This is a genomic window from Micromonospora sp. NPDC005173 (assembly GCF_040608515.1).
In the GTDB taxonomy this organism is placed as follows: domain Bacteria; phylum Actinomycetota; class Actinomycetes; order Mycobacteriales; family Micromonosporaceae; genus Micromonospora.
The window spans coordinates 133367-152902 of record NZ_JBEXIK010000016.1; the positions used below are offsets into that span (position 1 = coordinate 133367).

Consider the following 19536-nt stretch of genomic DNA (forward strand, 5'->3'; position numbering starts at 1 on the left):
GGCAACGACACTGATCGGTTGCTTACTTCTCGATGACCGCGAGGACGTCGCGGGCGGAGAGCACCAGGTACTCCTCGCCGGCGTACTTGACCTCGGTGCCGCCGTACTTCGAGTAGAGGACGGTGTCGCCGACCTTGACGTCAACCGGAACTCGGTTGCCGTTGTCGTCGACGCGCCCCGGGCCGACAGCGAGGACAGTGCCCTCCTGCGGCTTCTCCTTGGCGGTGTCGGGGATCACGATGCCCGACGCCGTGGTGGTCTCAGCCTCGTTCGCCTGGACCACGATGCGGTCCTCGAGCGGCTTGATCGCAACCTTGGTCGCGGTAGTCACGGGCATACCCTCCTGGGGTACTGGTTTCGTTGCCGGTCGGCGAGGCCAACCAGCGTCAATCTGCCTCATGCCACCGGGCGGGGCCGTCGTCGCGGGTGCCGGTCCGCCTGGCGTTTCGCACCCGGGTCGTGAGACCCGGGAGCTGGCACCCTCAGGGTGAGAGTGCTAATCGCAGGTTATTCCGTGGCTAGCACTCCGTCAAGGAGAGTGCCAACGCACCCTCCGCCGTGTCGCCACAGTTCCGCCAGTCGTTACCGCAACACGCCGGGAGCACCTCGCCGCACCGTGGCCACCTCCCTACCGTCGGTTGCCACCACCGGATGCCGACGAAGGGGAGCCGAGTGACCCGGATACCGACCCTGACGTTCCTGCACGAACAGCTACGCCGGGCACGCCAGGCGCGCGGGCTCAGCCAGGAGGAACTGGGCAAGCTGGTCAACTACTCATCGTCGTACGTGAGTGCGGTCGAGACCGGGCAGAGCCCGGTCAAGCCGGACTACCTGGCCCGCATCGACTCAATCCTGGACACCGGCGGCCTCTTCGTCGGCATGCTGGAGCTGGTCCGCTTCCACGCCGCGCCCGACTGGTTCCGCCCGTGGGACGAGATCGAGCGGGAGGCGGCGGCGCTGCGCTGGTACGACCCGACGGTGATCCCCGGCCTGCTCCAGTCCGAGGGGTACGCGCGGGCGATGCTCGGCGTGGGCGGCGAGCTGACCGCCGAAGAGGTGGAGACGCGGGTGGTGGCCCGGCTCGCCCGGCAGTCGCTGCTGACCGCCGACCCGCGCCCGCAGCTCGTCGCGGTGCTGGAGGAGCACACGCTGCGCCGCCAACTCGGCGACCGGGAGACCATGCGCGACCAGCTACAGCACCTGCTGGCCGTGGGCACCGCACCGAACGTGCAGGTCCGGGTCGTGCCGGCCGACGCCCCCTGGCATGTCGGGCTCAACGGCCCGTTCATCCTGGCCCGGCTTGAGAGCGGTGCCGAGCTGGTCCACCTGGACAACCAGCTCCGGGGGCAGACCGTGGACAGCCCGAACGACGTTGCCGCCCTGGAGCGGCGCTGGGAGACTGTGACCGGCGAGGCGCTGCCATGCCGGCAGTCCGCCCGGCTGATCGAGGAAGTGGTGCAGACATGGACCTGACCCACGCCACCTGGCGCAAGGCCTCCCGCAGCAACAGCAACGGCGGTGCCTGCGTCGAGGTCGCCGACAACCTGCCCGGCGTGGTCGCCGTGCGTGACAGCAAGGACCCGACCGGGCCGGCGCTCACCTTCACCCCGGCGAACTGGCGGGCCTTCGTCGCCGCCACGCCCACCGACTGACACCACCGTCCAGCCAGCCCGGCCGGCCCGGGACAATGACCGGGTGGATCTCGACCAGCTCGCTGCGCTGCGTACCCCCGAGGGGTCGGCCGCGCTCGCGGCGGCGGCCGGGCTGGCCGGCGGTGACCCGCTGGCCGCGGCGTCGGCCCTGCGCGCGACCGGCGTGCCGCCGGCACTGGCCTCGGCGGCACTGACCCAGGCCGAGCTGCGCCACCGGGCGGTCGGCAAGTTCGGCCCGGCCGCCGCCGGGATGTTCCTCACCCGCGCCGGGCTGGAGCAGGCCACCCGCCGGGTGGTCGCCGACCGCCGGGCCGCCCGGCTGCGGGCGGCCGGCGTGCGCACCCTGGCCGACCTCGGGTGCGGGCTCGGTGCCGACGCGCTCGCCGCCGCCCGCGCCGGCATCCGGGTGTATGGGGTGGAGGCCGACCCGGTGACCGCCGCGATGGCCGCCGCCAACGCCGCCGCTGCGGGGCTGGCCGAGCTGTTCACGGTCGAGTGCGGCGACGCCACCACGTTCGACGTCTCCGGCGTCGATGGCGTCTTCTGCGACCCGGCCCGACGCCGCGCCGGCACGGGGCGACGGATCTTCGACCCGCGCGCCTACTCGCCACCGTGGGACTTCGTCACCGGGCTGGCCGAGCGGGTGCCGCGCACCGTGGTGAAGGTCGCGCCGGGGTTGGACCACGCGCTCATCCCGACCGGCGCGGAGGCGGAGTGGGTCAGCGTGGACGGCGACCTGGTCGAGGCGGCGCTCTGGTGCGGTGAGCTGGCCGAGGTGCCCCGCCGCGCCACCGTGTACCGGCAGGAGGCGGGCGGTGACGAATTCCGCTGCCACCAGCTCACCGGCTCGGGTGCCGCCGAGGCGCCGGTCGGGCCGCCACGCCGCTACCTGTACGACCCGGATCCGGCGGTGGTCCGCGCGCACCTCGTCGCCGAACTGGCCGGCGAACTGGACGCCACCCTCGGCGACCCGAGCATCGCCTACCTCTACGCCGACCGCCCGACCCGCACCCCGTACGCGCGCTGCCTGGAGATCACCGATGTGCTGCCGTTCTCGCTGAAGCGGCTGCGGACGCTGCTGCGCGACCGCCGGGTGGGTCGGGTGGAGATCCTCAAGCGGGGTTCCGCGCTCACTCCGGAGCAGCTCCGGCGGGACCTGCGGCTGGCCGGTGACACGGCGGCGAGTCTGGTGCTCACCCGGGTCGCCGGGGCACCGACCGTGCTGATCTGCCGCCCGGTCGACTAGGTTCCAGAGTGTGGCGGGACAGGGCACTCCGGCGACAGCACTGCTGACCAAGCGCGGCATCGCGCACCGCACGCACCCGTACCGGGTGGCGCCGGACGCGCCGAACTACGGCGCGCTGGTGGCGGCGGCGCTCGGTGTACCGCCGGAGCGCGTGTTCAAGTCGCTGGTGACCGACGTCGACGGCGCGCTCACCGTGGCGGTCGTCCCGGTCACCGGCGAGCTGGACCTCAAGGCGCTCGCCGCAGCGGTCGGCGGCAAGCGGGCCGCGCTGGCCGACCGGACGGTCGCCGAGCGGGCCACCGGCTACGTACGGGGCGGAATCAGCCCGCTCGGGCAGCGCCGACGGCTGCCCACCGTGCTGGACGACTCCGCGCTGGACCTGCCGACGATCTACGTCTCCGCTGGCCGGCGTGGTCTTGAGCTTGAGTTGGCCGCCGCGGATCTGGTGGCGCTGACCGAAGCCCGGACCGCTCCGCTCCAGGCCCACTGACCGCTCGGTCCAGGGGAGGCCGACAGCGCCCACGTCCGCGCCAGATGATCACCGGGTGACGGCCGCGTTGCCGAACTGTTACCCCGACGAACGAAGTCCCCGCCCCGGCAGTCTTGTGGACGCGGCGACAGCGCCATACGTTGCCGGGCACAACAAACACCACACTCCCCACCCCCGGAAAGGACCCTGCACATGCGTAAGGGGCTCCTCACCTTCGCCACCGCGGGCCTACTGGCCACCGGCGGCACGGCGGCCTGTGGCGACACGTTCGGCGGAGTCGACCAGGCTGGCTCCGCCAAGACCCCGAAGATCGGCGTGATCCTGCCGGACAGCAAGTCCTCGGCGCGCTGGGAGGGCGCCGACCGCAGGTTCCTGGAGGAGGCGTTCCAGCGCGCGGGGGTCAAGTACGACATCCAGAACGCCCAGGGTGACAAGAGTCAGTTCCAGACCATCGCCGAACAGATGATCACCAACGGCGTCACCACCCTGATGATCGTGAACCTGGACTCCGGCACCGGCAAGGCCGTACTCGACAAGGCGAGGTCACAGGGGGTCGCCACCATCGACTACGACCGGCTCACCGTGGGCGGCTCGGCGCTCTACTACGTCAGCTTCGACAACGAGGCCGTCGGCAAACTCCAGGGTGAGGGCCTGGTGAAGTGCCTGGCCGACAAGGGCGTGCGGAAGCCGGCCGTGTCCTATCTGAACGGTGCACCGACCGACAACAACGCCAGTCAGTTGAAGAGCGGCTACAACTCGGTGCTCCAGCCGAAGTTCGACGCGGGCGAGTACACCCAGGGACCGATGGACGCGGTGCCGGACTGGGACAACGCCCAGGCCGCCACGATCTTCGAGCAGCAGCTGACCCAGGCCGACGGCCGCATCGACGGGGTGATCGCCGCCAACGACGGCGTCGCCAACGCTGTCATCTCGGTGCTGAAGAAGAACAAGCTCAACGGCAGGGTGCCGGTCACCGGCCAGGACGCTGACCCACAGGGCCTGCAGAACGTCCTCGCCGGCGACCAGTGCATGACGGTCTACAAAGCAATCAAGGAGGAGGCCGAGGCCGCGTCCGACCTCGCCGTCGCGGTCGCCCGGGGCAGGACCAAGGACACCGGGCAGACGGTCCGCGACCCGGAGACCGGCCGGGCCGTCCCCGCGGTCCTGCTGAGCCCCCGGGCCGTCTACCGGGAGGACATCGCGGACGTCATCGCGGACGACTTCGTCACCCGGGACGAGGTCTGCTCCGGTGGATACGCCAAACTCTGCGCCGAAGCCGGCGTCCGCTGATCGGCGTCCAGGCGACCCCGCCGACCGGCACGGCAGCAGACCTCCGCGCCGGACGGTGCCCGCCGGGCGCGTCCCAGAGCATCCCCTCCATCCGAAGGAGACCCCCCGTGTCCGGGAGACCCCTGCTGGAACTCCGTGGGATCGACAAGAGCTTCGGTCCCGTCCAGGTGCTGCGCGACGTGGCCTTCTCGGCCCATCCGGGTGAGGTGACCGCGCTGGTCGGCGACAACGGCGCCGGCAAGTCGACCCTGGTCAAGTGCATCAGCGGCATCCACCCCACCGATGCCGGTGAGTTCCTCTTCAACGGCGAGCCGGTGACCATCAGCAGCCCCCGGGACGCCGCCGCCCTCGGCATCGAGATCGTCTACCAGGACCTCGCGCTCTGCGAGAACCTCGACATCGTGCAGAACATGTTCCTCGGCCGGGAGAAACGCAACGGCATCGTGCTGGACGAGGCGACCATGGAGCAGATGGCCGCCGAGACGCTCGCCGGGCTCTCCGTCCGCAGCGTCACGTCGCTGCGCCAGCACGTCTCCAGCCTCTCCGGCGGGCAACGCCAGACCGTGGCCATCGCCAAGGCGGTGCTGTGGAACAACCGGCTGGTCATCCTCGACGAGCCGACCGCCGCCCTCGGCGTGGCGCAGACCGCCCAGGTCCTCGAACTGGTCCGCCGGCTGGCCGACAACGGCCTCGCCGTGGTGCTCATCTCGCACAACATGAACGACGTCTTCGCCATCTCCGACCGGATCGCCGCGCTGTACCTCGGCCAGATGGTCGCCCAGGTGAGGACCACCGAGATCACCCACGCCCAGGTCGTCGAGCTGATCACCTCCGGCCGCTCGGGCGGCTTCGGGCTCGCCGCCGACCCCGCCCCGGGCGGCACCGACAACGGCCTGTGGCCGGCCGATGTGAGCACAGGAGGCGTCCGATGACCACCACCGCCGTACGCCGGGATGACTCCCCGACCGTGCCCGAGGTGCCGACCATCGGCAGTCACCTGCGCACCTACCTGAGCCGGGTCCGCGGTGGTGACGTCGGTGGCCTACCGGCCGTCCTGGGGCTGGTCGTCCTCGGCACGGTCTTCTCGATCATGCGGCCGTCGTTCCTGTCGGCCGGCAACTTCGCCAACCTGTTCACGCAGGGCGCGGCGGTCACGCTGATCGCCATGGGCCTGGTCTTCGTCCTGCTGCTCGGTGAGATCGACCTCTCCGCCGGCTTCGCCAGCGGCGTATGCGCCGCGGTACTGGCCAACGTGGCCTCCGTGCTCGGCTACCCGTGGTGGGTCGCGGTGCTCGCCGCGATCGTCACCGGGGTGCTCATCGGCACCACCCTCGGTTTCCTGGTCACGAAGATCGGCATTCCGTCCTTCGTGGTCACCCTCGCCGGCTTCCTCGCCTTCCAGGGCATCGTGCTGATGCTGATGAAGGAGGGCCGGAACATCTCGGTCCGCGACGACGTGCTGCTCGCCATCGCCAACCGCAACCTCAGCCCGGCCGCCGGTTGGCTGCTGGCCGCCGTGGCGATCACCGGCTTCGCGGCGGCGCAACTGCTGCGGCACCGCAACCGGGCCGCTCGGGGGCTCGTCACCGACCCGTTCGCGGTGGTCGTCGCGCGCATCGCCGGGCTCGCCATCCTGCTGGGCATGGCGGTGTTCATCCTCAACCTGGAGCGCAGCCGCAACGTGCCGGCCGTCTCGCTGCGGGGCGTACCGGTGGTGGTGCCGATCATGGCGGCGCTGCTCGTTCTGCTGACCTTCGTGCTGCAACGCACCAGCTACGGCCGGCACGTCTACGCGGTCGGCGGCAACAAGGAGGCGGCCCGCCGTGCCGGCATCGACGTCGACCGCATCCGCATCTCGGTCTTCGTGATCTGCTCGTCGATGGCCGCGGTCGGCGGCATCGTCGCGGCCAGCCGGGCCAACTCCGTCGATCCGAACACCGGGGGCAGTAACGTACTGCTCTATGCCGTCGGCGCGGCGGTGATCGGCGGCACCAGCCTCTTCGGCGGCAAGGGCCGCATCCTCGACGCCGTGCTCGGTGGGGCGGTGGTTGCGGTCATCGACAACGGGATGGGCCTGATGGGGTACAGCGCGGGGGTCAAGTACGTGGTCACCGGCGTGGTGCTGCTGCTCGCCGCCAGCGTCGACGCCTTCTCCCGTCGCCGCTCGGCCACGACCGGCACCCGCTGACGGCGGGCGTCGCGGTGTCGTCGACCATGCGCACCGGGCCGAGCCAGGACGAGATCCGCCGGCAGAACCTCGGCGCCCTGCTGCGCCACGTGCACGTCCATGGGGCGACCACCCGCGCCGAGCTGACCACCACGCTGGGGTTGAACCGCAGCACCATCGGCGCGTTGACCGCCGACCTGGCGGGTGCCGGGCTGGTCACCGAGGCGACGCCGAAGCAGACCAGGCGTGCCGGCCGACCGTCCCTGGAGGTCCGGCCCGAGTCGGTCCGGGTCTACGCGTACGCGTACTCCATTGAGGTGGACCGGCTGCGGGCCGCCCGGGTTGGTCTCGGTGGCGCGGTGCTGGACCGCCGGGAGCTGGACCGGCCCCGGGGGTTGCTGGCCGCGGAGGCCGCGCCGCTGCTGGCCGGGGCGGCCAAGGAGATGCAGCAGGCGGTGCCAGCCGGCGCGATGTGCGTCGGCACCGGCGTCGCCGTCTGCGGGATGGTGCGCCGCGACGACGGCCTGGCGCTGCTCGCGCCGACCAGCGGTTGGGTGGACGAGCCGATCGGCGCGGCGCTCAGCGCGGAGCTGGGCGTGGACCAGCCGATCACCGTGGGCAACGTGGCCGACGTGGCCGCCGTCGCCGAGCACGCCCGGGGAGTGGCAGCCGGCTGCGACGACGTCATCTACCTGTACGGCGACGTCGGGGTGGGAGCCGGGATCATCGCCGGCGGGCGCCGGTTGACCGGGCACGGCGGGTACGGCGGCGAGGTCGGCCACATGAAGGTGGTGCGCGAGGGCGAGCCCTGCGAATGCGGCTCCCGGGGCTGCTGGCAGACCGTGATCGGTGAGTACGGCCTGTTCCGTGCCGCCAGCCGGCCGGACGCCCGCGGCCGGGACGCGCTGCTGGCGCTCTTCGACGCCGCCGGCCGGGGCGACGCCCGCGCCCAGACGGCGGTCCGCCAGGCGGGTGACTGGCTCGGCTTCGGCGTGGCCAACCTGGTGAACATCTTCAACCCGGAGATGGTCATCTTCGGTGGCACCATCCGCGACCTGTACCTCGCCTCGGCGGCCCAGGTACGCAGCCGGCTCAACTCCAACGCGCTCGGTGCCTGCCTGGAGCACGTCCGCCTGCGGACGCCCAAGCTGGGTCAGGACGCGGCCCTGATCGGTGCTGCCGAGCTGGCGTTCGAGCGGCTGCTCGCGGACCCGCTCGACGCCGGCTGAGCGCGTACCCTGTCCGGCGTGGATGTCGAGCTGCGCGCCTCCGACGACGACCGCAACCGGGTGGTCGCCGAGCTGCACCGGCACACCACGGCGGGCCGGCTAACCCTGGACGAGTTCTCCGACCGGGTCGGTGCGGTGTGGACCGCACGCACCCTCGGTGACCTGGCCGCGCTCACCCGCGACCTGCCGGTCCTGCCCGACCCGTCCGCCAACGCGACGGCCGACGGCGACCTTACCGGGCAAGGCCGTCGAGAGCTGCTGGTGCTCTTCGCCGTCGCCGCGCTGACCCTGCTGCTGCTCGGCGGGTTCCTCGCCGTCACCCGCTGATCCGGGCCACCGCCGGGTGGGGCTCGTTCTCGCCCCACCCGACAGCCCGCCGGTCAGCTGTGGGAGCTGACCCGCTTGATGTTGACCACACCCTCCTCGTCGAACACTTCGAGGATCTGGGTGGAGAAGCTACGCCGACCACGCCGGGTGAGGTCCACCCCGTCGTGGATCTTCACCCGGTCGGCGCCGTTGTGCTCGGCGAAGACGTCGACGGCCTGGCCGTTCCTGATGTCGGCACAGACCTTGACGGTCCGGGTGCCGTCGGCCTCCTCGTCCACGACGACGAGGCCCCGGTCGATGGGAAGTTTCACTGCACGACCCCTCTCTGGTCTCAGTGGCGGTGCTGGAATCTCGGACGTTGCTGGCGCTGTCGAGCGCGGACGATCAGCCGTACTGGCAGGACGCGGCCGACCCGACGGTCGTGCTGCCGGACTTCTTCTCGCAGCACTGGCACCAGAGGAAGCCGCCGGAGGTCGTACACGACCAGGTGTAGTTCGTGGCCGCCCGGCACGAACTGAAACTGATGAACTTGCTGCTGGGCGGCGGGAAGACCAGGTTGCAGCACTGGTAGTTGGCCGCCATCGCCGGCGTGGATCGGGCGAACACCGCGCCCGAGGTGACCAGGCCGATCGCGCCCAACTTGGCGAGGAACCCACGCCGGGTCCCGCCTCCACGAGACCGGGGGGCCTCGTGTTCGTCGTTGCTCATACCGCCTCCTTCGTTGCCTGCACCGCGGCACGGACTGCCGCGACATCGGTGAACAACAATGCGGAAACCAGCCGTCCGTCCTTGACGACCGCGGCGGACGGGCTGATCTTGACGCCGAACTCGGTGGAGACCCAGGCCGCGCCCTCATCGATGAGGTACGGCAACCGGGCGAGGCCATGACGCTGGACGAACTCGACCGCGTCGCCGAACGTGGCAGAGGTGACGACGACGCCGATGTCACCGGTGTCGGGCTGATCAGCGAGCTGCGCCGCGACGTCCTCGCAGCTCGCACAACTGGTGCTGAGCACCAGGAGCAGGTACGGCCCGCCGGTGCCGAATCGGGCGAACGGCTCCGGCCACGTGCCCGGCCGGGAGCCGAACCGGGCGCCTTCAAGCGGTCGTACCCCGGTGCCGCCGGGGGTCGACTCGGGCGAGCCCTCCAGTCCGCCGGTCCGGGCGTACATCTCGCCGGCCATGGCGAACAGCAGCACGACGGCACCCGCCACGAGCAGCATCACGATGATGGTCAGGTAGTTCATCGAGGCCCTTCCTTCATGCGGTCGAGGTGTCGGCCGGTCGTGGCTCTGGCTCCGGCTCGGGAGCCGGGGCCGGCGGATGCAGCGGCGAGGTGGCCCGGGTGGATCCGCCGAACATGACCCGCGTCCATTCGCCGGCGTAGCAGAAGACGCCGCAGGTGGTGGTGATGCCGAACCGGCCGGGGGCCCGCGACGCGCCCACGTGTCGTGGGATGCCGCCCATCGAGTAGACGCTGTCCAGGTCCTGCCAGAGCGAGATGCTGAGCACCACCCGCTGCCGCCAGTCGACCAGCACCTTGATGCCGAGGTATCCCTTGGCGGCCCGTCGGACGTGCCGTTTCAGGCGTAGGTGCAGCACCAGGATCAGCAGGACCTTGGGCAGGCTGCCGCAGTTGAACCGGGTCACCACGACCTGCCCCTTGGCGGGGTCCGGCTCCAGCACCGGGGTCATGTCTGGACGACCGTCGCGACGAGGGACAGCGCGACGGCCAGGATCGTCACGCCTGAGACGCGCCGTGCCCGGACCACCCATTTCCGACTCCTCTTCTCCGGTAGGTCGGCATACCTGGTGAGGCTCCACAGCGACACCAGCAGGCTGGCGACGAGGACGACGCAGAAGAGCACCAACGGCGCCGACCCGGCGTCCACCAGCAGGACGGCAGCGAGCGAGAGCCAGATCAGCGACACCGTCTTCTGTGTGGTGAAGAGCAGTCCCAGGTCAATGCCCCAGACCACGCCGAGCGTCCCGCCCGGCAGGGTGCGGACCAGCCGCTGCGGGACCTGTCGCCAGATGTGCGGGGTACGGTCGCGCACATCGGACACGCCCAGCCACCCGGCGACTGCCGCCAACAGCACCAGCCGTAGCCACTCGGGCAGCGCCTGCTGGAGCAGGGAGCCCGCGAAATACACCGGAACCGCGAGGATCACACCGGCGATCAGCCCGCCGACCGCGAGGCCGACGAGGAACCGGACGCCCTCGAACGCGTTCCGCCGCAACATGGGACCGGCGACCCCGGCCATGGACACGCCTCAAGGGCTGAGGGCCTGCAGCATGGCTCCGGTTATGCCGAGGACGACCCAGAGAACCATGGCGGACTCCTTCCCGGTTGACGGCGGGTGCGACGGCGGGTTGGTCCTACACGCGCTGGCGGGTCGGCGAGACCGTCGACCGCAGCATGGTGAAGTCGGTGAACGCCAAGGCGGAGATCAGCATCCCGTCCCGGAACACGAGGGCGGCCGGGCTGACCGCGATGCCGAACTCGCCGGCAACCCAGTCACCGCCCTCGTCGACGTGGTGCGGCAGCCGGGCCAGCCCGTTCGTGGCGACGAACTCCGCGCCGGCGGCGGCATCCGCGGTGGAGACGGCTACGGCGATGTCCGCCACGTCGGCATGGTCGGCGAGTTGGCCGGCCACCGTACGGCAACTGGAGCAGGCCGTGCTGAGCACCAGGACGATCCGCAGCGGCCCGTCGCCGAATCCGGCCAGACCGGCGGGCCAGGCGGACGGCACCCGGCCGACGTGGGCCTCCTCCAGCAGTCGGATGCCGCTGCCCTGGGCCGGGGTGACGCCCGCGCGGTCGGCGAGCTGACCGAGCATCGCGAAGAGGACCACCACGCCCCCGGCGAGGACCAGAAGGGCGATCCCGAACACGTACGTCATGGCGCACTCCTCAGTCGTGTGTGGCGGCCGTCGGCCGGGGGCGGACCAGCTCACGAACCATGTCCCGCCAGATCCAGACGGCGAGCAGCACCGTCAGGCCGGCGACGCCGATCGGGAGCAGGTCGGGGCGGGGGACGGCGTCCGCTCCGCCGCGGAGCACGACGAGCGCCCCGGCACCGAGAGCGAGCCCGACGAGCACCGACCGGAGGCCCAGCGGGCGACTGTCGCGTTGCCCGAAGCAACCGCACGGCGTGGCGAGGCCGCGTGCCCGGCCGACCAGCCCGGCGCCGGCGAAGAGCAGGCCGAGCACGCCGGCGACCGCCGCTCCGGCGGTTCGCAGGCTGGGAACGATGAGGGCGATGCCGGTGAGCGTCTCCACCACGGCCAGCAGGCGTACCGCTCGCTGCGCGCTGGGCTCGGGCAGCCGGAGCAGCGCCGCTACCGCTGCCCGGCTCGCTTCGGGAGCCGCCAGCTTGCCGAGCCCGGCGGAGACGAAGACGGCGGTGGTTCCGCAGATGATCAGGCCCACAGCGAGGGCGGATCCGGTCATGCTCCGGTCACCCGTGTCCGGGCATAGGTCATCGACACCGCGCCACCCCCCGTGTTGACCGGCCTTCCCCTGAGGGATTCACCTTCGCCGATCGATCGTCGCTCTGCGAGACCCAATTCCTACGGTGCGCATCGATGATCGTCAAGGTTCACGGGAAGGCTTATTTGCTGTAGTCGATTCCTCTGGCCGCCCATCCCATCCGGCGTGGATGTCGCGCCGCGCGCCTTCGACGACGACCGCAAGCGGGCCGCCCGGCGGCTCCCACACCACACCCGCCGAGCCGGGCCGTCCGATGAACTAATCGGGCGGTCAGTCCGTACCAGTGGACGGACGGGCGGCCGGCAGGGTGCGGCTGCCCGGTCCAGACGCGTATCGGTCGGGACCGAGGAGGCACCGCAGACATGGCACCGCTCAGATCCGCCCGTCGCCGGCTGGGCAACCGGACCCACCGGGCGGCGATGTTGCTCATCGCCATCGTCGCGGGGGTCGGTGTCCTGCCCGGCGTGGCCGTCGCCGCGCCCGCCGGCGGGCAGCAGCTCAACGCCGCCGACATGACCCTGCTCAACGGCGTACGGCTGGCCGGACTGTGGGAGATGCCGGCCGGTCAGATGGCCGCCGAGAAGGGGCAGTCGGCCAAGGTCCGGGAGATCGGCGCGGGCATCGCCAACGAGCACCAGGAACTCGACCAGCTCGTCGTGAACGCCGCCAACAAGCTGGGCGCGACCATCCCGAGCGAGCCGACCGCCGAGCAGAAAGGCTGGCTGTCGGAGATGCAGAAGGCCTCCGGCGCCCGGTTCGACCAGATCTTCGTCACCCGGCTCCGAGTGGCTCACGGCAAGATCTTCCCGGTGATCGGCGCGGTACGGGCCAGCACCCGGGACGCCACCGTCCGCAAGCTCTGCGACGACGCCAACGGGTTCGTGATGCACCACATGCAGATGCTGGAGAGCACCGGGCTGGTCCGCTGGCCCGAGCTGCCACCGGCGGCGCTGCCCGCCCCCGGCAACGACGGCCTGCTCGCCGCCGCCGCGGCGAACACCGGCCCACAGGTCGGCGTCAGCAGCACCGTCGTCTGGCTGGTCTTCCTCGCCGCGCTGGGCACCGGCGGGATCGCCACCTACCGGATGCTGCGCCGCACCTGACCACTAGTCGCGGGCTGGGCCGGCGGCCGGATCGGTGCCGGGCTGGTGCCAGGAGCGCCACAGCGCGGCGTACGAACCGTCGGCCGCCACCAGCTCCTCGTGCGGGCCCAGCTCGGTGATCCGGCCGTCCTCCACCACCGCCACCCGGTCGGCGTCGTGCGCCGAGAAGAGCCGGTGCGCGATGGCGATCACGGTACGGCCGGCCAGCACGGCGGCCAGGGAGCGTTCCAGCTCCCGGGCCGCGCGCGGGTCGATCAGTGAGGTCGCCTCGTCCAGCACCAGGGTGTGCGGGTCAGCCAGCACCAGCCGGGCCAGCGCCACCTGCTGCGCCTGCGCCGGGGAGAGCGGGTGGCCACCGGCACCGACCACGGTGTCCAGCCCGTCGGGCAGCGCCTCGGCCCACTCCAGGGCGGCCACCGCGGCGAGCGCCGCCCGCACCTGCGCCGGGTCGGCGCCCGGACGGACCATGGCCACGTTCTCGCGCAGCGGCCCGATGAAGACGTGGTGCTCCTGCGTGACCAGCGCGACGTGCGAACGCAGCTCGTCCAACGGCAGCTCGTCCAGCCGACGACCGGCCACGGTCACCGAGCCGCTGCGCGGGGCGTGCACCCCGGCCAGCAGCCGACCCAGGGTGGACTTGCCGGCGCCGGACGGCCCGACCATGGCCAGCTTCTCCCCCGGCCGCGGCACCAGGGTCACCCCGTGCAGGACGTCCCGTCCCGTCCGGTACGCGTACCGGACGTCCCGGGCGACGAGCTGCTCCGGGCCGGCATCGGAGGACGCGGCCCGAGCCGGCGCGCCGCCGTCGGCGGGCACGGCGGCGGGAGTCTCACCGGTGCGGGCCACCCCGAGCAGGCGGGCCATCGAGGCGCCGCCCACCTGGAGCTCGTCCAACCACGAGAGCAGCCGGTCGACCGGGTCCACCAACTGCTGCACGTAGAGAGTGGCCGCGGTGACCTGACCGAGGCTGGCCCAGCCCCGCAGGTAGAACCAGCCGCCGATCAGCAGCGTGGCGACCACCGGCACCACGTACCCGATCTCGGCCACCGGGAAGAAGACGGTCCGCAGGTAGAGGGTGTACCGCTCGGCCCCGTACGACCGGCGGATGTCCGCGTCGGTGCGGGCCCGGCGGCGCGCCTGCTGCCGCAGTGCCTCGGTGGTCCGCGAACCCTCGACGGTCTCGCTGATCCCGTCGGTGATGTCCGAGTAGGCCGCGTTCTCCCGCAGGTAGCCGGCGGGGGCGCGGCGCAGGTACCAGCGGGTGCCGGCCAAGAGCAGCGGCACCGCCAGCAGGCAGGGCAACGCGAGCAGCGGACCGATCAGCAGCAGCGCGCCGACGATGAAGCCGGAGGTGACCACCGCGATCAACGTTTCGGGCACCGCCAGGCGCACGGTACGGGACAGCGCGGAGACGTCCCGGGACGTCCGGGTGAGCAGGTCCCCGGTGCCGGCGCGCTCGACGGTGGCCAGCGGCAGGTCGAGGATCCGGTCCACGAACTCCTCGCGCAGCTCGGCGAGGACGCGCTCACCGAGCCGGGACGACGCCAGGTGGGCGAACCGGACCAGCACCGACTGAGCCAGCACGAACCCGGCGATCAGCAGCGCGATCCGGTCCACGGTGGACTGCACGACACCCTGGGAGATGCCCTGCACCAGGTCGCCGAGCAGCCGTGGGGCGACCAGCCCGGCGGCGGCGGCCAGCGCGTGCAGGCCGAGCGCGAGGGCCAGCGCGCGCGGGTGCCGGCGGACCAGCGTCCGCGCGTACCGGCGGACCTGCCGCGCGTCGGCGACCGGCAGTGCGGTGGCCATCAGTCCTCCTCCCGGCTGACCGTCGCCCGGTAGCGCGGCTCGCCGTCCAGCAGTTCGGCGTGTGTCCCCTCGGCCACCACCTTGCCGTCCTCCACGAAGATCACCCGGTCGGCCCGGCCGAGCACCAGCGGGCTGGTGGTGCAGACCAGGGTGGTCCGGCCCGCGCGGGCCGGACCCAGCCGCTGCGCGATCCGGGCCTCGGTGTGCGCGTCGACCGCGCTGGTCGGCTCGACCAGCAGCAGCGTCTCCGGGTCGGCGACCAGCGCACGGGCCAACCGCAACCGCTGCCGCTGCCCGCCGGAGAACTCCCGGCCGCGCTCGGCCACCGCACTGTCCAGCCCGTCCGGCAGCGCCTCGACGATGTCCGTCGCGCTCGCCGCGGCCAGCGCCGCGCCGAGCACCTCGTCATCGCCCCGATCGTGCGGGTCCAGCTCCGCCCGGAGCGGGCCGGTGAACAGATGTGCGTCGTTGTCGGCCACCAGGATCCGCCCGCGCACCGTCGCCAGTGCCAGCGCCCGCAGTGGTACGCCGTGCAGCGTGGCATCCGAATCGGTGTACCGGCCGAGCCGGTCCACGATCGCCACCGCGTCCTCGGGGGCGGCGGTCGCCAACGCGGTGAACCTCCCCGGCCGCAGCGCCACCCCGGACTCTGGATCGGCCAGCTCACCCGGCCCGTCTGGCAGCGCCACCGGCTGTGCCGGGTCGACCAGCTCCGGGGTGAGCTGCAGCAACCGGACCACCCGGCGGGCCGACACGTGCCCCCGGGTCAGCTTGTCGACGGCCTCGGTCAGATTGCGCAGCGGGCTGACGAGGAACGCGGTGTAGCCGTAGAAGGCCACCAGTTGCCCGGCGCTGATCTGGCCCTGCAACGCGAACCGCGCACCCAGCCAGGTCACCAGCACCAGGAAGGCCCCGGGCAACAGCACCTGCGCCGCCTCCAGCAGCGACTCGACCCGGGCCACCCGCAGGCCGCGCGTGCGCAACTCCTGCGAACGGGTCCGGTAGTGGGCGGAGAGCACCGGCTCGCCGCCGACACCCCGCAGCACCCGCAGCCCGGAGACGATGTCGCCGGCCCGGGTGGTCAGCGCCCCCTCCGCGTCCCGGTACGCCTGCTGCTGGCGGTGCAGCGGCCGGATGAGCAGCGCCACCACCGCCATCAGCACCGGTACGCCGAGCACCACGACCAGCCCGAGCGGCACCGAGGCGTTCAACAGGATCACCGCGACGGTGACGATCGCGACCAGCGACCCGGTGCCTCGGGCGGTGATGTCGATGGCGCTCCCGATCTGGCCGATGTCGGCCGTGCCGATGCTCACCACCTCGCCGGCGGCCACCCGACGGGGCAGCGCGGCGCCGAGCCGGTTCGCCGCCCCGACGGTCAACTGCACCGTCCGGAACGCCCCGGCCAGCCAGTTGTGCACCGCGAAACGATGCCGCAGGATCCCGGCGACCGCCTGAAGCACGCCCAGCCCGAACAGCACGAGACCCCAGGTGAGCAAAGAGCCCTCGTCGCGGTGGGCAAGCCCGTCGACAGCACGACCGACGGCGGCCGGCATCAGCGCCTGGGCCACCATCCACACCACACCGAGTGCGATGCCGCCGGTGAACAGCCGCTTGTGCCGGCTGGCCAACCAGATCAGGTAGCGGGTCGGCGACCGGGAATCGGGTACGCCGGGTTCGCCGGCCAGTGAGAAGCGCATAGCGGCTTGACGCTAGGCGGCCGGCAGCGGACCGGCGAACCAATTACCGCCCGGAGGTGCCGCGGCTCACGGCTGACACCGGGCCCGACGGGGTCAGCGGTCGACCTGGGTGAAGTCCCAGGAGTGCGGGGCGCGGGCCACCAGCAACGCGGGCGGCTCGGGCAGTGGGCGCGGGTTGCTGCGCCACTTGGAGATGACCACCACCCGGTGGTCGGTGGAGGAGAAGACCTCGCTGGACACGTACAGCGGGTCGTGCTCCAACTCGGGCAGGGCAGTGTCACACACCCAGGTGATCAGGTCGGCGACGCCGTACGCCTCCGCGCGTGCCTCCCACATCCGCACGATCATGTCCGTCGCCTCCGTCACACGCTGACCGTGGTGAGCGGCAGCGCCGAATCGGCCGGCAGGTCCAGCCGGCTCGGGGCGACCCCTGCGGCGACCAGGTGCGAGCCGAGCGCGGCCACCATCGCCCCGTTGTCCGTGCACAGCTTCGGCCGAGGCACCCGAACCCGGATGCCGTACTTCTCGGCCCGCTGTTCGGCCATCGCCCGCAGCCGCGAATTCGCCGCCACTCCCCCGCCGATCACCAGGGTCTCGATCCCGTTCGCCCGGCAGGCGGCGAGCGCCTTCGTGGTCAGCACGTCGCAGACCGCCTCCTGGAACGACGCGGCCACGTCGGGCACCGGCACCGACTCACCGGCGCGCTGCCGCGCCTCGACCCAGCGGGCCACCGCCGTCTTCAGCCCGGAGAACGAGAAGTCGTACCGATGCGCGGCGAGGTCCTTCGCGGCGGTCAGGCCACGCGGGAAGGCGATGGCGGCGGCGTCCCCTGCCCGCGCCTCGCGGTCGATGGGCGGGCCGCCCGGAAACGGCAGCCCGAGCAGCCGGGCGACCTTGTCGAACGCCTCACCGGCCGCGTCGTCGATGGTGGCGCCGAGCGGGGTGACGCCCCGGGCCAGGTCGTCGATCAGCAGGAGAGACGAGTGCCCGCCGGAGACCAGCAGCGCGATTGCGGGTTCGGGCAGCGGGCCGTGCTCCAGGGTGTCCACCGCGACGTGCGCGGCCAGGTGGTTGACCCCGTACACCGGCTTCTCGGCGGCGAGCGCGTACCCCTTGGCGGCGGCGACGCCGACCAGCAGCGCGCCGGCCAGCCCGGGGCCGGAGGTGACCGCGATCGCGTCGATGTCAGCCAGGGTGACCCCGGCTTCGCTCAGTGCCCGGTCCATGGTCGGCACGATGGCCTCCAGGTGGGCCCGGCTGGCCACCTCGGGTACCACTCCCCCGAACCGGGCGTGCTCCTCGACGCTGGAGGCGAGCGCGTCGGCCAGCAGGGTGTGCCCCCGCACGATGCCGACGCCGGTCTCGTCGCAGGAGGTCTCGATGCCCAGGATCAGCGGTTCGTCAGCCATGATCGTGTGGTCCGTCCCCGGTCGGCTCGGCGACGCGCTGCATGACCAACGCGTCGGTGTTGCTCGGTTGGTAGTAGCCGCGCCGCACCCCGATCGGCTCGAACCCGTACGTCGCGTAGAGCCGCTGGGCGGGGGCGTTGTCCACGGCGACCTCCAGCAGGGTGCTGCGCACACCGCGCCGGGCGGCCTCGGCGAGCAACTCCTCCAGTAGGGCACGGCCGACGCCGCGCCGCTGGGCGTCGCGGCGGACCGCGATGTTCTGCACCCACACCTCGTCCGGCGGAGCCCCGGCGAGCCCGGCGTAGCCGAGCACCGCGCCGTCGGCATCGATGGCTACCCGGTAGTGGTGCCGGTTGGCCAGCTCGTTCCAGAACATCGCCGGCGACCACTGTTCGGCGCCGAAGAGGTCCGCCTCGATCGGCAGCACCTGGTCGATGTGCCACCAGCGGAACCGCTCCAGCCGCACCGCCGTCACGGTGTGACCTGGGTTCGCGACTGCGGGGCTCGCAACCCCGGCTCACTCCTCGCGCTCACGGGAGGACCGGTTTGTGGCTGGTCGCCGCCACGGCGTCCGGGCGGCGCAGGTAGAGCGGGGTGAGCCGCTCGGTGGGCGCCCCGGCCCGGATCCGCTCGGCGGCGAGCAGCGCCAGCACGGTAGCGTCCGGGTAGCGCGGCTCCACCCGGACCGGCAGACCGAGCGTGTCCGCGTACCGGTGGGCACCATCACCCACCGCGACCGTCGCCCCCAGCTCCCGGGCGCGGGCGGCGGCGACCGCCGGCGCGGACACCTCGGGTCCGACGATCCGCTGGCCGGCGCCGTCGTAGACGGCCCAGTAGAGCTCCTTGCGGCGAGCGTCGCTGGCAGCCAGCACCGGCTCGCCGGCCGCCGCCGGGTAGCCGATCCCATCCAGGGAGCAGACGCCGTACGTGGGGATGCCGAGCACCTGGCCCATGGTGGCTGCGGTGACCAGGCCGACCCGCAGCCCAGTGAACGGCCCCGGACCGAGCCCGGTGACAATCGCACCCAGGTCGCGCGGGCGCGCGTCAACATCGGCGAGGACCGCGTCAACCTGAGGCGCGAGCAGTTCGCCGTGGGCGCGGGCGTCGACCGTGCACCGGTGCGCTCGGGACGCCACACCGTCCGCCGAGACCTCCACCAGCGCCGCGGTCACCGCGGGGGTCGAGCTGTCCACCACGAGTACGAGCACGGTAAGCCAGCCTAGCCGCCCCGCCCGCCGCCCCGGTCACGCCCCGCCCCGCACACAGCACCGCCCCGGCCCGACCACCGCCCCGACTACCGACGCGGCCCGGCGCGGTTCAGCGTGGGCCGGCGACGGCGTACCCGCAGGGGCGGCACATCCGCCGATAGGCGTGATACCTGTGAGTCATATTTATGGGTCTTGTGTCGTGTTAGTGGGTGGTGGTGGGGGCTGGTGACGGCGCATGCCGTTGGTCCGTTGGAGTTTTCGACCTGCGAAAGTGCGAAAACTTGGTGACGGAGCAACGGCATGCGTTCTGCCAGGGTATGGGCTGTGCTGTTCGGGGTCGAGCAGGCGGTTGTTGAGGGTGTCGAGTTCGATCAGGCTGAGTCGTTGTTGGTGGCTCGGGTGCGGGTGTGTCG

Annotated in this window: 24 protein-coding genes; 10 read left to right on the forward strand and 14 right to left on the reverse strand. The window is 72.2% G+C overall.

All coding sequences use genetic code 11. From position 1 onward, the window contains the following. Window positions 1-22 precede the first annotated feature (22 nt). Window positions 23-337 (reverse strand): co-chaperone GroES, encoded by a 315-nt coding sequence (gene groES / locus ABZV00_RS19740; RefSeq protein ID WP_130404589.1) that lies wholly within the window; start codon window positions 335-337, stop codon window positions 23-25. 335 nt (window positions 338-672) lie between these two features. Here groES and ABZV00_RS19745 point away from each other — a divergent pair, with 335 nt between their 5' ends. The 9 genes from ABZV00_RS19745 (at window position 673) to ABZV00_RS19785 (ending at window position 8401) form a co-directional block, all read left to right on the forward strand. Further along, window positions 673-1473 carry a helix-turn-helix transcriptional regulator gene (locus tag ABZV00_RS19745; RefSeq protein ID WP_355608151.1) on the forward strand — a complete coding sequence of 267 codons (801 nt, stop codon included), beginning with the start codon at window positions 673-675 and terminating at the stop codon, window positions 1471-1473. Beyond that, on the forward strand, window positions 1464-1652 hold the full coding sequence (locus ABZV00_RS19750; protein WP_355608154.1) for a DUF397 domain-containing protein: 189 nt from the start codon (window positions 1464-1466) through the stop codon (window positions 1650-1652). Before ABZV00_RS19745 ends, ABZV00_RS19750 begins: the two co-directional genes overlap by 10 nt. A gap of 43 nt (window positions 1653-1695) precedes the next feature. Beyond that, window positions 1696-2898 carry a methyltransferase domain-containing protein gene (locus ABZV00_RS19755; protein WP_355608157.1) on the forward strand — a complete coding sequence of 401 codons (1203 nt, stop codon included), beginning with the start codon at window positions 1696-1698 and terminating at the stop codon, window positions 2896-2898. 10 nt (window positions 2899-2908) lie between these two features. Further along, window positions 2909-3388, forward strand: coding sequence for a Cys-tRNA(Pro) deacylase (gene ybaK / locus ABZV00_RS19760; protein ID WP_328420354.1), 480 nt, complete (start codon window positions 2909-2911; stop codon window positions 3386-3388). A 192-nt stretch (window positions 3389-3580) separates the two neighbouring features. After that, entirely contained in the window at window positions 3581-4678 is a 1098-nt protein-coding gene (locus ABZV00_RS19765) for a substrate-binding domain-containing protein (protein ID WP_355608161.1), read from the forward strand. 107 nt (window positions 4679-4785) lie between these two features. Then, window positions 4786-5610: an ATP-binding cassette domain-containing protein gene (locus ABZV00_RS19770; protein ID WP_328420358.1), complete on the forward strand. Its 825-nt coding sequence runs from the start codon at window positions 4786-4788 to the stop codon at window positions 5608-5610. Beyond that, window positions 5607-6866, forward strand: coding sequence for an ABC transporter permease (locus ABZV00_RS19775; RefSeq protein ID WP_355608164.1), 1260 nt, complete (start codon window positions 5607-5609; stop codon window positions 6864-6866). Before ABZV00_RS19770 ends, ABZV00_RS19775 begins: the two co-directional genes overlap by 4 nt. Window positions 6867-6892: 26 nt before the next feature. Next, on the forward strand, window positions 6893-8074 hold the full coding sequence (locus ABZV00_RS19780; protein WP_355608167.1) for an ROK family transcriptional regulator: 1182 nt from the start codon (window positions 6893-6895) through the stop codon (window positions 8072-8074). An 18-nt stretch (window positions 8075-8092) separates the two neighbouring features. After that, a complete protein-coding gene (locus ABZV00_RS19785; RefSeq protein WP_355608170.1) occupies window positions 8093-8401 on the forward strand; it encodes a DUF1707 domain-containing protein in 309 nt (102 codons plus the stop codon). A 53-nt stretch (window positions 8402-8454) separates the two neighbouring features. On the opposite strand, the gene ABZV00_RS19790 is transcribed toward ABZV00_RS19785, so the two are convergent. The 7 genes from ABZV00_RS19790 to ABZV00_RS19820 all read right to left on the reverse strand — a co-directional run bounded on the left by ABZV00_RS19790 (window position 8455) and on the right by ABZV00_RS19820 (window position 11855). Next, window positions 8455-8712, reverse strand: coding sequence for a hypothetical protein (locus ABZV00_RS19790; protein WP_328420366.1), 258 nt, complete (start codon window positions 8710-8712; stop codon window positions 8455-8457). Between the two features lie 73 nt (window positions 8713-8785). After that, on the reverse strand, window positions 8786-9109 hold the full coding sequence (locus ABZV00_RS19795) for a hypothetical protein (protein WP_355608172.1): 324 nt from the start codon (window positions 9107-9109) through the stop codon (window positions 8786-8788). Then, window positions 9106-9648 (reverse strand): hypothetical protein, encoded by a 543-nt coding sequence (locus ABZV00_RS19800; protein ID WP_355608175.1) that lies wholly within the window; start codon window positions 9646-9648, stop codon window positions 9106-9108. Before ABZV00_RS19800 ends, ABZV00_RS19795 begins: the two co-directional genes overlap by 4 nt. 13 nt (window positions 9649-9661) lie before the next feature. Next, window positions 9662-10096 (reverse strand): hypothetical protein, encoded by a 435-nt coding sequence (locus tag ABZV00_RS19805; protein WP_355608178.1) that lies wholly within the window; start codon window positions 10094-10096, stop codon window positions 9662-9664. Then, window positions 10093-10665, reverse strand: a complete 573-nt coding sequence (locus tag ABZV00_RS19810; RefSeq protein WP_328420374.1) for a hypothetical protein — start codon at window positions 10663-10665, stop codon at window positions 10093-10095. The genes ABZV00_RS19805 and ABZV00_RS19810 overlap by 4 nt, the downstream gene beginning before the upstream one ends. A gap of 115 nt (window positions 10666-10780) precedes the next feature. Then, on the reverse strand, window positions 10781-11305 hold the full coding sequence (locus ABZV00_RS19815) for a hypothetical protein (protein WP_355608181.1): 525 nt from the start codon (window positions 11303-11305) through the stop codon (window positions 10781-10783). 10 nt (window positions 11306-11315) lie between these two features. After that, window positions 11316-11855, reverse strand: coding sequence for a MauE/DoxX family redox-associated membrane protein (locus ABZV00_RS19820; RefSeq protein ID WP_355608184.1), 540 nt, complete (start codon window positions 11853-11855; stop codon window positions 11316-11318). Window positions 11856-12256: 401 nt separating this feature from the next. On the opposite strand from ABZV00_RS19820, the gene ABZV00_RS19825 reads away from it, so the two are divergent. Further along, window positions 12257-12997, forward strand: coding sequence for a DUF4142 domain-containing protein (locus tag ABZV00_RS19825; RefSeq protein ID WP_328420380.1), 741 nt, complete (start codon window positions 12257-12259; stop codon window positions 12995-12997). 3 nt (window positions 12998-13000) lie between these two features. Here ABZV00_RS19825 and ABZV00_RS19830 read toward each other — a convergent pair whose 3' ends face one another. The 6 genes from ABZV00_RS19830 to tsaB all read right to left on the reverse strand — a co-directional run bounded on the left by ABZV00_RS19830 (window position 13001) and on the right by tsaB (window position 19123). After that, the gene (locus tag ABZV00_RS19830; protein WP_355608187.1) at window positions 13001-14806 is read right to left on the reverse strand and encodes an ABC transporter ATP-binding protein; all 1806 of its coding nucleotides are present in this window, start codon (window positions 14804-14806) and stop codon (window positions 13001-13003) included. Next, window positions 14806-16506, reverse strand: coding sequence for an ABC transporter ATP-binding protein (locus ABZV00_RS19835; RefSeq protein WP_355608190.1), 1701 nt, complete (start codon window positions 16504-16506; stop codon window positions 14806-14808). The genes ABZV00_RS19830 and ABZV00_RS19835 overlap by 1 nt, the downstream gene beginning before the upstream one ends. 93 nt (window positions 16507-16599) lie before the next feature. Further along, complete coding sequence (locus ABZV00_RS19840; RefSeq protein WP_328426103.1) at window positions 16600-16854, reverse strand: hypothetical protein; 255 nt, start codon at window positions 16852-16854, stop codon at window positions 16600-16602. 14 nt (window positions 16855-16868) lie between these two features. Next, window positions 16869-17915, reverse strand: a complete 1047-nt coding sequence (gene tsaD, locus ABZV00_RS19845) for a tRNA (adenosine(37)-N6)-threonylcarbamoyltransferase complex transferase subunit TsaD (protein WP_355608193.1) — start codon at window positions 17913-17915, stop codon at window positions 16869-16871. Then, window positions 17908-18390 (reverse strand): ribosomal protein S18-alanine N-acetyltransferase, encoded by a 483-nt coding sequence (rimI, locus tag ABZV00_RS19850; RefSeq protein ID WP_355608195.1) that lies wholly within the window; start codon window positions 18388-18390, stop codon window positions 17908-17910. The genes tsaD and rimI overlap by 8 nt, the downstream gene beginning before the upstream one ends. Before the next feature lie 55 nt (window positions 18391-18445). Next, window positions 18446-19123 carry a tRNA (adenosine(37)-N6)-threonylcarbamoyltransferase complex dimerization subunit type 1 TsaB gene (gene tsaB / locus ABZV00_RS19855; protein ID WP_328420390.1) on the reverse strand — a complete coding sequence of 226 codons (678 nt, stop codon included), beginning with the start codon at window positions 19121-19123 and terminating at the stop codon, window positions 18446-18448. Window positions 19124-19536 lie beyond the last annotated feature (413 nt).